This window comes from Chitinophaga tropicalis (assembly GCF_009758205.1).
GTDB lineage: Bacteria > Bacteroidota > Bacteroidia > Chitinophagales > Chitinophagaceae > Chitinophaga > Chitinophaga tropicalis.
In genome coordinates this window covers 39,535-55,823 of record NZ_WRXN01000019.1, presented here as the reverse complement: position 1 = coordinate 55,823, position 16,289 = coordinate 39,535, and the positions used below count along the sequence as shown (strand labels likewise).

Genomic DNA, 16,289 nt, shown 5'->3' with positions numbered 1-16,289 from the left:
ACGTAACCCATACAAAAAAATGAAAAGACTACTCCTTATCGCTCTGGTGCTTTTTAGCGCACCCATGTTTTCTAATGCCCAACAGCAGCTCTCTAAAGACGAACGCATGAAATGGTGGCGCGAAGCCCGTTTCGGCATGTTCATTCACTGGGGGGTATACGCACAGTTAGCCGGCGTTTACCAGGGCCATGAACAGCGGCGCGGCGGCGCAGAATGGATTATGAACAGGATGAAGATACCTGTTGCTGAATACCAGGCCTATGCGAAAAAGTTCAATCCTGTAAAGTTCAACGCTGATGACTGGGTAAAGACCGCCAAAGATGCCGGCATGAAATACATTGTCATTACTGCCAAACATCATGATGGTTTTGCTATGTTTAAAACCAGCGCCAGCAAATGGAATATTGTCGATGCAACACCATACGGCAAAGATGTCCTTAAGCCATTAGCAGATGCCTGTAAGAAGCACGGCATTAAGCTGGGTTTCTACTATTCCCAGGCGCAGGACTGGAATAACCCCGGTGGTTCTGCCGCAAGAAGGGCCACAACAGAAGGGTGGGACAACCCCGACAGTGCAAAGATCGACGCTTTTACCAAAGAACATAACGGTCACTGGGACCCCGCCCAGGAAACAAAACCATTTGCAAAATACATAGATGACGTAGCAGTTTCCCAGGTAAGGGAACTGATGACCAACTACGGTGAAGTCGCTGTTTTATGGTGGGACACACCCACTAATATGACTGATGACGCAGCATCAAAATTGCAGGAATTACTAAAACTACAGCCTGGCATCATTACGAACGACCGTTTAAAAAGACCCAACTTCCCGGGCGATACGAAAACACCCGAACAAAAAATACCCACACAGGCCGAACTGGATGGAACTGATTGGGAAACATGCATGACCATGAACGGCACATGGGGATTCAGGACATCAGATACCAAATGGAAATCTACCGAAGTCCTGATCCGCAACCTGTGCGATATCGCTTCAAAGGGTGGCAATTACCTGTTGAATGTTGGCCCTGAACCCGACGGCACTTTTCCCGAAGAAAGCGTGAACAGGCTTGCCGGAATAGGAGATTGGATGAAAGTGAACGGAGAAGCCATCTATGCCTCCAAAGCAAGTCCATTATTACCTTTTACCTGGGGCCGTTGCACACAAAAGGTAGCCAATGGTAATACTACACTTTACTTTTCAGTATTTGACTGGCCTCGGGACGGAAAGCTTGTCGTTACCGGCTTAAACAATGATGTTGTTGCTGCAACACTATTAGCCGGGAATACTACGCTGAAAACAGAGAAGTCCGGAGGAAATGTCATTATACATGTTCCATCCCGGCCGCTGGATACTATAGCAACCGTTATTAAAGTACGGGTCAAAGGAACTATCGAAAACCAGAATATAGGTTCTAAAGGCAAAATGAAATCAGGTTCAATAGATTAGTGTAGATAATGGCAGGGATAGGTCTGTTTGCCAGATCTGAAGCCGGTTTTAATATTCTTTTGGAATGTCCTTCTGATTTGTTGAGGACATTCCAAAAGAATAAAAATTAATTTGTATTTTATTATACGTCATATTTATTTACAGGAACACTGGTAACATAAACACCTCCATCCTGATACTTCATGGAAGTTATCTCGTCTAAATCATCATTTCCGCCTCCAAAACTTCTTACAATGTCTATCCCGCCAACGTTTAAACTTAAATGAGCTATCGCCGCATAAATTCCTACATAATCGCTGTAAGTTGTAAATCCATTTAATTCACCTCCGGCAAAATACCATAGTTCATTGGCAGGATTTAAAATTACAGCATTATCTTCTGCCTCCATTTCATCAGCTAATTCCAATCTTATTGATTCTCTCATCTCTTCCATTAAATTAACCATTGCGCCCTGGTCATCATAGTCGGTATCTACATGTTTGACCGTTACTATAGGATCTGCATCATCTTCTTCTGGTTCATACACTAACATAAAAATAACACAAGGTCCTGCCCCTGTAGAACCGATCATAGCATCAGGATCCGACATAGTCGCTGTGGTATTTTGGTCGTTCCCCTGGGGGGCATGATAGTCATTCTCTTCATCGAAATCATCTTCAGTTTCAAAATCTGCATCATTATCATCCACTTCAATTAACTCATCTTGTGTCCAGGCAATTTCAAGCTGACTGTAAATCTCAGATACTTCCTCAGGCGTAATATTCTCTTGATTAACTAATTCGTTAATTAAACGTGCTAATGGCCAAAGCCCATTGGGATGTAAATCAAGCCGGCTATCATTCAATGAAAATTCGCTGTTAGTATCACTTTCCCGGTAGAGATTTCCCTCCGGATTATAGGCCCAGACTCTCTGAATAACATGATCTGTCGTATCTGTTAATCCTGTATTATGATGCTTTAACTGAAATGGCTCAATATCTTTAGAGCGGAAAGGGCTGTTCTGTGGTTCAGTCAGAGAGAAGGCCTTTTGAAGCGGACTTACTGCCGGATGAGAGGCTTCCGGACTGCTGCGATCATTGGCGGATGCTGAAGATAAAAAATGGGCTGTGGTAGTAAAAGTATTTTCCTTTGTCATAGCGTTAGGGTAAGGGGTTATTATGAGTAATAATTCAGGCAAAATAAGTAAAATAACAGAAAAGAAAGCCTGGTTTTATATCTCTTTCTATGGTTACAGATTAAATTACTATAATTTTGTAGGGTACAGAATGCCCAAAAGATGAAAGAAAACGCTTTATACATAAAAATTGCAAAAGTCATAGAAGAGCAGATTGAGAATGAAACACTGAAACTCGGCGATAAACTACCGTCAATCAGGGACATAAGAGCATTTTACAACGTCAGCATAAATACAGCTATACAGGCTTACCTGGAGCTGGAGAGTAAATCATTAATAGAATCAAGACCCAAATCCGGCTACTTTGTCAGCAAATCATCCAGGCGTAAATTTTCGCTGCCAGGTATCAGCAAGCTAAAATCATCTGTTAACGGAAAACGCCCTGAAGATCTGATCACTAAGGTTTTCGATACCTTGCAGGATAAAGGGATCACGCAATTCTCACTTGGAGTGCCGGATAAAAGCCTCTTACCAGTAGCCAGGCTGAACAGGAGCGCAATGCAGGTGTTCAGCAAGCTGGAAGATGGTGGAATAAACTACGAGCCCGTTCAGGGCAATATTAATCTCAGAAGGGCCGTAGCCAGGTGGTCATTAGTACTCGGCGGAAAACTGACGGAAGATGATCTTGTCACTACCTCCGGGTCTATGAATGCCATTTTTAACTGTCTGATGGCAGTTACCAGGCCAGGAGATACTGTAGCTATCGAAAGCCCCGTATATTTTGGAATACCTCAGATATTAGGCGCCCTCGGACTAAAAGCCATTGAGATTCCAACACATCCTGTTACAGGAATAGACCTGGACGCATTAAAGAAAGTACTGCATAAGATCAACGCCTGCTGCTTCATCACCAATTTCAACAATCCGCTGGGAAGCCTTATGCCCGACCAGCATAAGAAGGAGCTTGTAAAAATGCTGACAGCCTATGATATACCGCTGATCGAAGATGACCTGTATGGCAACCTTTTCTTTGGTGCATCAAGGCCTGCACCATGCAAAGCGTTCGATGAAGCAGGTATAGTAATGTGGTGCTCCTCTGTATCAAAAAGCCTGGCTCCAGGTTACAGGGTAGGTTGGATAGCGCCAGGGAAGTTTAAAGAAAAGATCATCAGGCAGAAACTATTACAAACCATATCTACACCAACATTATACCAGGAGGTAATAGCCGATTTCCTCGAATTCGGAAGGTTCGACCACCACTTACGTACTTTCCGGAAAACCTTATACGCGAATTGCCTCCGGTTTCAGGGGGCTATTGAGAACTATTTCCCTGACAATACAAAGGTATCCAGGCCGCAGGGCGGATTCCTGCTCTGGATTGAACTGGATAAGAAAATAGATACTGCAGAATTATACGATCTTGCTATCAGACAAAAAGTAAGCTTTGCACCCGGAAGAATATTCACGCTGCACGATCAGTATCAGAATTGCATGCGATTGAACTTTGCACTTGAATGGAGTGAGAAACTGGAGGCCGACCTGAAAAAACTAGGTAATATCATTAAGAACGAACTATAAACTGTACCCTGCTAAATATCAGCATCTGTGTCTGTATCCATATCTGTAGCTTTTTTAGTTTTACAAAAACATTATAACTATGGAATTGAAACTATATCAGGTAGACGCTTTTGCAGATAGCGTATTTACAGGCAATCCCGCCGCGGTATGCCCTTTACAGGAATGGCTTCCGGATGATGTATTACAGAAGATCGCGGTAGAAAACAACCTTTCTGAAACAGCATATTACATACCTAAAGGTGATAAATTTGAGATCAGATGGTTTACACCAGGCATGGAAGTAGACCTCTGCGGACATGCAACATTAGCTACTGCATATGTTTTACATAACCTTGAAGGATTTAAGGCAGATGTGATCAACTTTATATCCCCACGTAGCGGACTTCTACCTGTAACCGTTCAGGGAGACAGGTTCCTGCTTAATTTCCCGGCAGATAAATTTGAAGAAGCAGAACTCACGAATGAGTTACTATCAGCCACAGATAAGAAGCCAATAACAGCTTTTAAAGGTAAAACAGACTACATGCTGGTGTTTGATAGCCAGGAAGATATCCGTACCCTGCAGCCTGACCTCGCAGCTATTGCCAGGCTTGACGCCCGCGGACTCATAGTTACCGCAAAAGGGACCACATACGATTTCGTTTCCCGTTTTTTCGCTCCTGCCGCTGGTATAAATGAAGATCCGGTTTGCGGTTCTGCTCATACTACTCTTGCGCCATACTGGGCAAAACAGCTAAATAAAACCGAACTGAAAGCATTTCAGCTGTCAGACCGTAGTGGTGAAGTGGCCTGCCGTTTATTAAATGACAGGGTTGAATTAGGAGGAAAAGCTGTGCTGTATTTAAAAGGAGGAATATTCATTTAAGTGCAGCAGTAAATTATTAGCCGGCCGCAGGCCCCAAAAAGATTTCGGTACTTATACCGTATTTCATATTATGTTGCTATGTTTGTCAACACGAATATTAGCAACATAATTAGCTGAACTTTCTGAAAATATCAGTGATCATTTTTTGCCGGTTCATAATAAAGCACGATCGAACCATTACCAAAAGTTTTTGTCTTTAAGAGTGTAAGAACAGTTCTGTCGCTTATTGTTTTAAATAATGGCAAACCACTTCCTACTATGACCGGGTGAATACAAAGTTGGTATTCATCTATTAAATTAAGCTTCATTGAAGCTACTATCAGACTTGGACTGCCAACGAAAATATCTTTGCCCGGCTGCTGTTTGAGTGCCTGGACCTCTTCTTCAAGACTCCGGTCTGCCAACCGTGCACTTTCCCATTCTACACTTTTCAGTGTGTGGGAAAAAACAATTTTCGGCACCTTGTCCATTAGCACCGCAAATTCATCTGTTCCTTTGTTGCCGGTAGGATTTTTCACAACAGTTTGCCAATATTCCATAAGCTGATATGTTATTCTTCCATATAGAATAGCATCTGCGGTACTTAACAGGTCAGCGTAATGTTGATGTAGTTCTTCATCTGCAATCCCTGCGGTGTGGTCACAATAACCATCAAGTGTCATGTTGATTGCTGCAATTAATTTTCTCATTCTATATTGTTTAAATCAATTGTCACATATGAAATACATTGAATTTATGACCGTCGGGGTCAGCAAATACAAAACCATAATAACCCTTTCCAAATTCCTCTGGTCTGGAAACTATTGTACCACCGGCTTCCTGCACCTCTTTTTCCCAGCTATTAACCTCTTCCTTACTGTCAGCAGAAAGGGTGAATATAATTTCATTACCGCCTTTGATATCAGTTATCTGTCCCTTCATGGCGGGTTCAAGTACATCCTTCAGAAAGAAATGGATAATAAAGCTTTCCTCGCCAAAGAAGAAGCTGGTCAGCTGGTCTGATGCCCCATTGTGTTTAAATCCAAGTTGTTTATAAAATTGGGTGGTTCGATGTAAATCCTGTACGCTGAAATTGGCCCAGATTTTTTTCGCTTTCATAAAATAAAGGTTTTATGGTTAATAGCTTTTCTTTTTTGATAAGCAGAATCGCTTCTCAAAGGTAAATGATGGGTTTATTTAGCAGGGTGGCCATTTGCGAAATTCTTCAGGGCTATTTCCGCCATTCTCATGGTGATTTGATGTCTTGTAAAATCAGCATGCACTAATTATGTACCTGGTTTCTTTTTCTGCCTGCAAGCTTACCTTGCAGCTGCCCCAATCCTGGCACACTGACAAAACGTCTTATTAAGGCATTTGGAATACTTTTTATGATAGTTTCATATTAAACTTCTGCCATGAGCCAAACTTTCTTCCGGCAACACCCCGGGCCTGAACGTCCTATGGCGCTGGATGGTCAGCCTTTGCCATTATTTATAAAATACCTGGATTGTATATTTGCTGCTATTGCTATCGTTGACTTCTACAATTCGTTGGTCCTATATCCGGCTTTATTCACACCTGCCATCTCCCGGTACCTGTTCCTTTTTCATTATTTCAATCTCCTGCTGGTTGTGGCAGCCTTATTGTTCCTCGTTATTTTCCCTGTTCACTGGCACAGGATAGAAGCTAGAGGCCTGCAAAATTCAGGCCTTCGCCACGCCTGGTTAACAGGGATCATACGCTATTGGATAGCCGTAGAGATATTCAACTACGGTTTTGCAAAGATTCTCGGAACGCAGTTTGCTCCCAGCTACTTTAAGAACGATTCCACCTGGAGTAGCCTGTCAGGGCTGGATCTTACCTGGAACTATTTCAGTTATTCATATGCAATGGCCGTTATCATTGCTGGTATACAGATTGTGGGCTCGGCTTTTCTATTATTCAGACGTACTACTATTTTGGGTATAATTCTTTTATTGCCGGTAATGGTAAATATCGTTTTGATCGATATCTTTTATTCCATTCCATATGGCGCGCTTGCAAATGCGATCCTTTTTACGCTGGGTCTTTCTTATTTACTTCTTCTGCAATGGCCTGCCATAAAAGCCTTCTTCGTTCAGTCCCTTCCCATTCTGCCCGTCATACGTCTGGGAGGCATTAAGAACGTGCTCCGCATCTCCCTTGCCGCCTACGCTTTCGCTTTTATTTATTACGTTACTACAACCAGTGCTCCGGGCAGCCTTACCGGAAAATGGAGGGTTGATCAACTGGTAAGACATGGAGATACAGCAAAGGTCAATGACTGGCTGACAGATAGTATGTCGTGGAAAAACATCTATCTGGAAGAATATGGACGGGCGGTATTCAATCCAAATCCTTATGTAGTGGAGACAGGAAGAGCGATGGCCGGTACTTATTTGTACGAGAGAGATAAACGAACCATAAAATTTGAATTAAGCTCCCATACTTCTGCCGCTAACACTTTATATGCTGATGTGACCATGCTAACTCCCGGTCATATGAAATGGAAGCTTATCCGTCAGAAAGACACGGCTTTCCTGCTTCTTACAAAAATACCTGTAGATATACATCGTTAACAGGTAAACGAAATTGACTAAAGCATCTAATGATTCGCGACGCAGTAAAAGTGTTTTTGTATAATGTTTTTAATAATCGAAATAGCAATGCCTCACTTCTGTGAGGCATTGCTATTTCGATTATCTTAAGTGTATTATCTTGTCTTTAACAATTCAACAGGAAATGGATGTTCTGTTAGTCTGCGCTTAGCCTGTTCTATCTTTTTAATAATAAAAGGGCTATTTCGTACAGCTTCTTCAGAAACTGTCAATTTCTTCACTACCGGTTTTCCCCGTTTATCAAGGAATTTAGAAAATTTTGTAGACATATATTTTTTCCCTTTTAATCAAATTTACGTTTTTTCCTTGTAACTAAAAATGCGTTATAGTTCTTTCCTGATTCGAATTTCTTCCATATCGCATCATCGCAGCCATAAATATCAAAAAGTTCTTCTATCTCCTTCCTATTTGCATTAATACCCATTTGGTATAATCGTGTTCGGGCAGGTGTACTACCTTCTGCATACACAGCAATGTTGCCTAAATGGGCCATAATATCAACTACTGTATTTGCTACGGTAGATAATACTTTATTCCTATCCGCATTATTTGAAATTGTTGAATCACTTATTGCGTTATTATGTTCATCCCAGTCTCCAAAAGCCAGATTATAAACTGGTGTTCCATCGATCCACTCTCCAATTTCAAAATAATCGACAACCTTCTTAATTGTACCATTGGGCCCCTGACTTTCAAACTCAAATCTGGCAAAATTTTCATTTGTTATATAAGGATAATTTTCTTTTTTCATATTAAATGCAAAAGTAGATTGTGGATCGCAATCCAGTTCTGTTCATTTCTTTTATCCCACCACTATATCTCTCCGCTTTGATCCAGGTTACTTTTGCATAAAATGTACATCTACTATATCCCCAGTAACTATGCTCTCCATAAATTATTTACTGATCAACTTCACATTTCTCCTGCCAGCCGAAATTTCCAATCCTCTTAGCAATCAACCAGCTGTTGTTCTCCCTGACAAAATCATCCTGGTAAATAACCCCGATAGTAGTCTTCATTTTCTTACTATCCTCAATACCGATCAGTGTAACCAGGCAATAACACGTCCCTGTTGCATTATCGCCATTTACAGTTACTATCTGCTGACCATTAAAATGATAAACAGTCTCAAAATCTTTAAGAAAATCTCCAAACGCTTCTTCCATTTCCTTCCGGCCCTTCAGTTTTAAAACTGACATACCCCCGGCAAAAGTTTCTGATATTGCATCTTCAGAAAATAGCTGCACCTGGGAGTGCACATCTTTCTTATCCGCCAGGATAGAAACGGTATCAACCAGTTCTTTGAGCAAAGCCCTATCCTCCAGTTCTTTAATATTCATGTTTATGCTTTTATTGAATCTGATAATAAAGAACACGCTCCGGAGGAACGTGCTCCTTAAAACTCACACAACCGTAAGTACGATCTTTCCCTGAATATGCCCACTTGCAGCCCGTTCGTGCGCCTTTTGTGCATCGGCAAGCGGGAATGTACTATCTATAGCAACACGAACCGTCCTTACATCAAGCAAACGTCCCAGTTCCTCAAGCTGCAAACCATTTGAACGCACCTGTGTCATCGAGACTGTTACGCCTCGCTTTACAGCCTCCTCAGCGTCTGAGAAGCCTAAGAACACCGGGAACAAGGCGCCGCCACGCTTAAGTGTACGCAGGAAACGACCGGTAGTAGGTCCGCCAAGGGTATCAACAACAAGATCAATATCCTGGGCAACATCCTCAGGAGCATTCTTTTTATAGTCGATGAATTCGTCAGCGCCAAGCTCACGCAGGAACGACTCATGCTTGCCCGATGCTACCGCAATGACATGGGCCCCCTTCAATTTTGCCAGCTGCACCGCGAAATGTCCCACACCACCCGCGGCGCCATTAACAAGCACCGTCTTACCATTAAGCGGTACCGGTTGATGTTTCTCTGGTTGAAGCGGGTTCTGTACATCATGCCCCAGCTCGATCAGGAACTGCCACGCAGTAAGACCCGCCATCGGCGCCCCTGCAGCCTGCACATGATTAATACCTGCCGGTTTATGTGCAAGGTCTGATGCGGGCGCTGCCACATACGCTGCATAAGCAGCGCTCTCCCCGAAGCTGGGAAAACGGATCATGCCGAAAACCTCATCCCCGGCAGAAAAACGCTTTACATCCGGGGCAACTGCCTCTACAATGCCCGACACGTCTGTTCCCGGAATAACAGGCATGGGTATCGATGGCCTCCACTCCGGAGGAAGCATTTTATACCCATCACGCAGGTACCAGTCAGGAGGGTTGATGCCTATGGCATGAACACGGACAAGCACCTCACCGGGTTTCAGCTCTGGAATCGGCGCTTCTTCGTAACGCAACACCTCAGGACCTCCGAACTCGTGCAGGCGGATCGCCTTCATCATAGGTGCACTCTCAATTTTGTTCTCTTGATTTTTTAATTGTTCCATTATTATAATGTGAATTTTGTGACTTGGAGGCACGCAGAACCATAATAGGCGCCGCAGCCCTATATAAAATATTATCAGATGAATGGTGATGAGAAAAAAATGGCCTTATTCCAGTATAATGACTGCCTGGAATTCACTTCTTAAGAAATAATGCCCTCATAATTCTGACAGGCGTCAGTTAAAAGATTTCCTGAAAATGTTTGGTGAAAGATTGGTGTGTCGCTTAAACAGTTTATTAAAAGACTGCGGGTGTTCAAACCCAAGCTGATAAGCAATTTCCGCAACGGTCAGCCTGGTAGTGCTTAATGTCTCCTTGGCCTTCTCAATTAACCTGTCATGAATATGCTGCTGTGCACTTTGCCCAGTTAATGACCTGAGCATATCCGTCAGGTACCTGGGCGAAACCTGGAGATGTTTAGCCACTTCCGGGACCGTCGGTATGCCGCCCGATTGATCTGCAAAACGATCTGCCAGGTAAGCATCCATCTGGCTGATCAGGTCATGATGAATGGCTTTACGGGTGAGGAACTGCCGGTTGTAAAAACGATTACCATAATTAAGCAGCAGTTCTATCTGGGAAACCAGCACATCCTGGCTAAAAGCATCTGTATTATTATCCAATTCGTCAGCAATGTTTTCAAACAGGCCAGCGATCACTTTTTTCTCTTTATCTGACAGGAACAGCGCTTCATTCACGGCATAAGAGAAGAAACCATACTGCTGAATATTCTTCCCAAGCGGATAATTCCGGATAAGGTCAGCATGAAAGAACAGGATGTAACCATCCAGGCAACTTTCCTCTCCTGACATTGTCACCACTTGATTGGGCGCTAAAAAAGCCATACCGCCCTCCTCAAAATCATAATAACCTTGTCCATATTTTATCTGCCCCCTGAAATCCTTCTTAAAGGAAACTTTATAAAAGTCGAGCATGAACCTGTGTCCGGCCAAATTACCGCTGCCCTTCTCCTTATCATAGTTCACCAACGCCACCAGGGGATGCCGCGGTTTAGGCATATCAATATCCCGCATGAACGCGGAGATACTTTTATAAACGATGGGAGGAGGTATTGCTTTCATGGTTTAAACTAAGTTATCATTGACAATACAAAGGTCAGCAAAAATGGCAACTAAAAATTAGCCTATACTGTAAAAAGTGTAGCCTGAATCACCGTATTAACATTAACGAGACCAATATGTTATAATCTTTCACCGTACTGCACCGGTTTAAACTCTCAGCCGGCCATAGGCTAGAAAAGTACCCTCAAAAAATCGCATTAAGTATAATATAAAGCTTCAAGCTGTCACAGTCACCGGTTTAAACTCCCAGCCGGCCGCAGGCCAGAAAAGCGCCCCTCAAAAAATCGCTTTTACCGAAGGTAAAAGCGATTTTTTGAGCAGTTTCTTCGCATTGAGTATAAGCTCCAAACCGATAAACTAATCTTTTCAAATACAATTAGATATTTATATTACTTTTATTATCTTCATACCGGAAACTGGTGACAATGAAATATGTTATCCTTCCGGTAATCTTATTCTTCAACCGGTATACCCAAGGCTCCAAAGTAAATATAGATCTGCCGGTCACGTTGGCCCGTATTGACTATAGCATATATCACTATTTTAAAACCGATCAGCAAAATGCTCCAGTACTTCGAACTGCAGGAAGGGACATCCTCAAAATTCTGGGAGATATCATTGAATGTCAACACCATTACTACCCGGTACGGAAAAATTGGTACTCAGGGTAAAACGACAGAAAAAGACTTTGAAACCCCTGTAAAAGCCCGTCAGGAATATGACAAACTCGTAAAAGAAAAAACCGGAAAAGGCTACCAGGAGATCATCAGGGATGGGAAGACGTTATTACCAGGCGATTATACCATTATCTCTGAAAAAGAAGCCGTAAAGAAGCATAAACTTGACAAGTATATTAATGCCCTGTATGACGATGGTGGCAAGTACATGTTGTATAAAGGCGATGTTGTATTTAACGGCGCACTTGATACTTACAAACATTGTTCTGCTGCTAAAGATGACATATATGGTATTATCGTAGAAGGTAATCTCACAGTAAAGGGAGTATTATTCCAGCCGGATATGGACAATGGCGAACACCTCCTGGTCACCGGCAACGTTTATGCTCAAAGTATCAATAAAGGTGGTGGCGAATTCTATATAAAAGGAGACCTGACGGCAGAACAAACCATCTATGGTTACTATAACCATGGTGAGCTGACGGTAGAAGGGAAGACAAAGGCCGTAGCTATCCTTGCAGATGACCAGGTCTTCAGATTCCAGGGAGAAGTATCCGGTACTATTATCGGCGATCAGGAAATAGAAGGCGCAGAAGATGCTGAATACAGTGAGATAACCGTACTACGCCCTGAGCTGATCAAAGAAGAGGAATACGCCAACAGCGATAAGATCTCCAATTACATCAATAAAGGTAAACACATCCTCAGAGATGAATTCCTGCCAGGATTTAACGATACGCCGGCAGCCGGAGCACCCAAAGAAACGGTCATTTCGGCTAAACCGGGAAAGCTCACATTGAAAGAGGAGAGGGCAGGAAAGGTTGTGCTGCAGGCGCTGGAAAAAATGAAAGTCTCTCCGGCAGAAGTGCAGGTACTTGATCTTAGTTATCAGGACCTGGATAGATTCCCGATGCTGCTTACAACCCTGAGGTCTCTTAAGCAGTTGAAATTGAATGGGAATGAAATAAAGACATTACCCGCAGAAATAGCACAGCTTGATCAACTTGAAGAATTACATCTTTCCGGATGTGAATTGAAAACATTACCGGCCGAATTAACCCAGCTAAAGAAACTACGTGTACTTGACCTTTCTCAGAATGCTGATCTGCAGCTGCCGGAAAGTCTTACTCAACTGGTTTCCCTGCGTAAACTGGATGTTTCCGGATGTAAAGGTTTTCGGTTGACTGCCAGCCTTCCTGGCCTGGAGGAATTGCGTTGCGACTCATGCACAGCAGCCAGCCCGGTAGACTTTCCCAAGGCAGTCCTTGGATGTACAGGCTTGAAACGCCTGTTAATGAACAGCAACTCCCTTAAACAAATTCCGCCTGCATTGACGGCGTTGAAAGAACTGGAAGAACTGTACCTGGATGGAAGCCTGGGTTATGTTAATGAATTTCCGGACCTGTCAGGGCTGAAGAAGTTAAAGATATTGCACGCTTCGGGCATCTGTAATGATTCTGAAAGTCCGCTGGCTAAGCACAGTCTGTTAAAAGATATCTTCCGCATTACCTCTCTTGAAGAACTGAAGATCGATCTTTACCGCAGGTGGCTGGAAGATCTGAGCAAGGAAACGTTTAAGGAGATGGCGAAAAATTTGTCGCATGATCCTGGAAGGTTAAAGGAAATATCCGACCTGCAGGCAGAAAAGGTTGAAGCCGGTGATGGGAAAAAGAAAAAGACAGGCTATTTACGGAAACCACTGACTACAGCACACCTGGAAGGTATCGGCGCATTACAGCAGTTACGCATACTTGATCTTGGCGATAATATGTTGTCAGACCTGCCTGAAGAAGTTTACAGCCTTCCAAACCTGCGCTCATTGAATCTGAAAGGGAACTCTTTCAAAATATCCGACCGCCTGAAAATGGCAGAACGGTTGCCTGAGGTAGAGCTGGACCTACGGGAGAACTGGATGGAAAAGGAGATCATTGATACCGAAGCAGCCAGGCTATGGAAAGAAACGGCGGATCTTATTGAAAAAGGAAATGAGTTGTGGTTTAATGATGCCGGAAAGCCAGTAAAAGCCATCGCAATATACGATCAGGTACTAGCCAGCTTCAACGATGGTAAGGTGGTAGATAAATACCTGCGGCTGTACACTTATTACGTGTTGACAAACGCATACAGCAACATACCGGCGGATGCTGCATATAAGAAGATGTCTGCAGAAAAAAAGCGCGAGTACAACCAGCTTTGTATTAAATCAGGTTTGATGACGTTGTCCCTGTTACCGGAGCATATACTGCATTCCACCAGTATGGGCGCTTTTTACAGGGAAGTGATCCGTATAGTAGCCAATGCGGTGGCATGGGCTATGTATGAGGTTTATGAAGATAGGGAGAAGACCGAAGAAGCGCTCAATATGATCAACAAAGCCGTAGCGTATATTGAAAATGAAAGTGAATATTATATCTACGATACCCAGGTCCGTATCCTTTTACGGCTCGGCCGGCAGGAAGATGCCTGGCAGATTGTGAAGCAGACATTAGAAAAAGATGAATACTTCAGCAATTTTGATGACATCGTGGAAACTAAAGAATATAAAAAGTGGCTGAAAAAATAAAGCTTCAGACCAAAAGCCTTCAGATCATTTGGATCTGAAGGCTTTTGGTTATTCTTTTCTTTTTATAAAAAACAACACAATCGCCCCAACTACAACATGTAATACTTACCCCGGTAAAATTAATTTTATTTTTTACCCCCCTTTCCTTACTATTACCTGTCTATATAATATATGATCAGAAAGAAAGTAATACAGGTACTGCTGCTGGCCGGTATAAGTATAACAGGTCTGTCCCGGGCAGCAGCCGGTCAGGAACCAAAGATTATCAATATCGTTAATTTCATTCGCCTGCTGGAGCCAAGAGATCAAAGGATCACGGAAGATGTGCTCTATCAGACCGTAGTAAAGCAGGTAAATATCATGAGGACTTATCACCTCACGGGTACATTCCTGTTGCAGTATGATGCTTTGATGGACCATCGTTACCAGGAGCTGCTCAGAAGCTTGTCCCGCGATTCATTTGAGATAGGCGCGTGGTGGGAGCTCCCTCAGCCGCTTATAGAAAAAGCAGGGCTGAAATGGAGGGGCCGCTATCCCTGGGACTGGCACGCAGACGTGGGCTTTTCTACCGGCTATACGCCAGCCGAACGGGAAAAGATAGCAGACGTATATATGGAAAGCTTTAAGAGCATATTTGGGTATTATCCCCGTTCCGTTGCCTCCTGGTTTATTGATGCACATACCTTACAGTACCTGTATGACAAATACAGGATTGTAGCTTCTGCTAACTGCAAAGACCAATATGGCACCGACGGCTACACGCTATGGGGAGGCTATTGGAACCAGGCTTATTATCCAAGCAGGGTCAATTCCTATATGCCGGCCCAGAACGCGGCCAGCCAGATCCCCGTACCGGTTTTCAGGATGCTGGGAAGTGATCCCGTCCGTCAGTATGATCAGGGTATCAGCGCAGAAAGACAGGGCGTGATCACCCTTGAACCTGTATACCCGGAGGCTGGCGGCAGTGAAAGCTGGGTTAACTGGTTCTTAAAGACTTTCACTGAGGATCCCTCCCTGAACTTTAACTATACCCAGGCAGGGCAGGAAAATTCTTTTACCTGGGATGCCATGGCTAAAGGTTTTGAGATACAGATGCCATTGATTGCCAACCTGAGGGACAAAGGGAAGATCAGGTTGGAAACCATGGCGCAATCAGGCAACTGGTTCAGAACACACTATAAAGTAACGCCTCCTACCTCGTTCTCCGTTACAAAGGATGTAGAAGGCAGCGACCGGAAAACCTTATGGTATAACAGCCGCTTTTACAGAGTGAATATGCTGTGGGAGGGAGGCGACCTCCGTATCAGGGACATACATCTGTTTAATGAAAAAATTCCTGATATCTACACTACCCAGGTAGCCACCTCAAATGAATGCACATTCTTTACACTGCCCGTTGTAGACGGATACCTCTGGAGTAAACCCGGACAGCTGGCCGGCTTACGGGTAAAAGCCCTTGTTAACGGACAGGAAGCGACATTAAAAGGTGGTGATCCCATATTCAGAAACCTGGACAAGGAAACCGTGCTGGTATCATGGCCGCTCAGCCAGGGCGGTACTTTACAGGTGACGCTTAAAGAAAAAACCATCTCCATGAAGTTAACAGGTAACAAGTCGCTTAACTGGTACCTTGACCTGGAAACAGCGCCTGGAGCTACACTTCCGTTCACAAATGTCTCACCACGACAGGTAGACGGCAGCTTTGAAACATTTAATTATCATATATCCGCAGACAAAGGCAGTTTCTCAAAACCTTCCTACGGTGTAGTCTTACGCCTGCAGCCGGAAAAGAATGAAATACACCTGGACCTTGCGGCCATTAACTAGGCATTCCCTGTTTTTTGCTATCCCCCCAATGCGCTTTCTTAGAATTTTCTAAATAGAGTTAAAAGGGGCCATG

General features: G+C 43.5%; 13 protein-coding genes. 6 read left to right on the top strand and 7 right to left on the bottom strand.

What is annotated here, in order from left to right; translation table 11 throughout:
- Nucleotides 1-19: 19 nt before the first annotated feature.
- A complete protein-coding gene (locus GO493_RS27905) occupies nt 20-1,450 on the top strand; it encodes an alpha-L-fucosidase (protein ID WP_157309531.1) in 1,431 nt (476 codons plus the stop codon).
- Between the two features lie 121 nt (nt 1,451-1,571).
- Here GO493_RS27905 and GO493_RS27900 read toward each other — a convergent pair whose 3' ends face one another.
- Complete coding sequence (locus GO493_RS27900) at nt 1,572-2,585, bottom strand: hypothetical protein (protein ID WP_157309530.1); 1,014 nt, start codon at nt 2,583-2,585, stop codon at nt 1,572-1,574.
- Between the two features lie 141 nt (nt 2,586-2,726).
- Between GO493_RS27900 and GO493_RS27895 the strand changes: the two genes are divergently transcribed.
- Together GO493_RS27895 and GO493_RS27890 are read left to right on the top strand one after the other, a co-directional pair.
- Entirely contained in the window at nt 2,727-4,142 is a 1,416-nt protein-coding gene (locus GO493_RS27895) for an aminotransferase-like domain-containing protein (protein WP_157309529.1), read from the top strand.
- A 79-nt stretch (nt 4,143-4,221) separates the two neighbouring features.
- Nucleotides 4,222-5,007, top strand: a complete 786-nt coding sequence (locus GO493_RS27890; RefSeq protein WP_157309528.1) for a PhzF family phenazine biosynthesis protein — start codon at nt 4,222-4,224, stop codon at nt 5,005-5,007.
- A gap of 131 nt (nt 5,008-5,138) precedes the next feature.
- Here the strand turns inward: GO493_RS27890 and GO493_RS27885 are convergent, their stop codons facing one another.
- Entirely contained in the window at nt 5,139-5,696 is a 558-nt protein-coding gene (locus tag GO493_RS27885) for a dihydrofolate reductase family protein (protein ID WP_157309527.1), read from the bottom strand.
- A 22-nt stretch (nt 5,697-5,718) separates the two neighbouring features.
- A complete protein-coding gene (locus GO493_RS27880; RefSeq protein ID WP_157309526.1) occupies nt 5,719-6,105 on the bottom strand; it encodes a VOC family protein in 387 nt (128 codons plus the stop codon).
- Nucleotides 6,106-6,401: 296 nt separating this feature from the next.
- Between GO493_RS27880 and GO493_RS27875 the strand changes: the two genes are divergently transcribed.
- Complete coding sequence (locus GO493_RS27875; RefSeq protein WP_157309525.1) at nt 6,402-7,583, top strand: hypothetical protein; 1,182 nt, start codon at nt 6,402-6,404, stop codon at nt 7,581-7,583.
- Nucleotides 7,584-7,905: 322 nt separating this feature from the next.
- Here GO493_RS27875 and GO493_RS27870 read toward each other — a convergent pair whose 3' ends face one another.
- The 4 genes from GO493_RS27870 to GO493_RS27855 all read right to left on the bottom strand — a co-directional run bounded on the left by GO493_RS27870 (nt 7,906) and on the right by GO493_RS27855 (nt 11,149).
- Nucleotides 7,906-8,373 (bottom strand): DUF6934 family protein, encoded by a 468-nt coding sequence (locus GO493_RS27870; protein WP_157309524.1) that lies wholly within the window; start codon nt 8,371-8,373, stop codon nt 7,906-7,908.
- A gap of 148 nt (nt 8,374-8,521) precedes the next feature.
- On the bottom strand, nt 8,522-8,962 hold the full coding sequence (locus GO493_RS27865; protein ID WP_157309523.1) for a nuclear transport factor 2 family protein: 441 nt from the start codon (nt 8,960-8,962) through the stop codon (nt 8,522-8,524).
- 63 nt (nt 8,963-9,025) lie between these two features.
- Nucleotides 9,026-10,024, bottom strand: coding sequence for an NADP-dependent oxidoreductase (locus tag GO493_RS27860; protein ID WP_232539135.1), 999 nt, complete (start codon nt 10,022-10,024; stop codon nt 9,026-9,028).
- Between the two features lie 219 nt (nt 10,025-10,243).
- Nucleotides 10,244-11,149 carry a helix-turn-helix domain-containing protein gene (locus tag GO493_RS27855; RefSeq protein WP_157309522.1) on the bottom strand — a complete coding sequence of 302 codons (906 nt, stop codon included), beginning with the start codon at nt 11,147-11,149 and terminating at the stop codon, nt 10,244-10,246.
- 561 nt (nt 11,150-11,710) lie between these two features.
- Between GO493_RS27855 and GO493_RS27850 the strand changes: the two genes are divergently transcribed.
- Complete coding sequence (locus GO493_RS27850) at nt 11,711-14,389, top strand: leucine-rich repeat domain-containing protein (RefSeq protein WP_157309521.1); 2,679 nt, start codon at nt 11,711-11,713, stop codon at nt 14,387-14,389.
- A gap of 171 nt (nt 14,390-14,560) precedes the next feature.
- Nucleotides 14,561-16,216, top strand: coding sequence for a hypothetical protein (locus tag GO493_RS27845; RefSeq protein WP_157309520.1), 1,656 nt, complete (start codon nt 14,561-14,563; stop codon nt 16,214-16,216).
- The last annotated feature ends 73 nt before the right edge of the window (nt 16,217-16,289 follow it).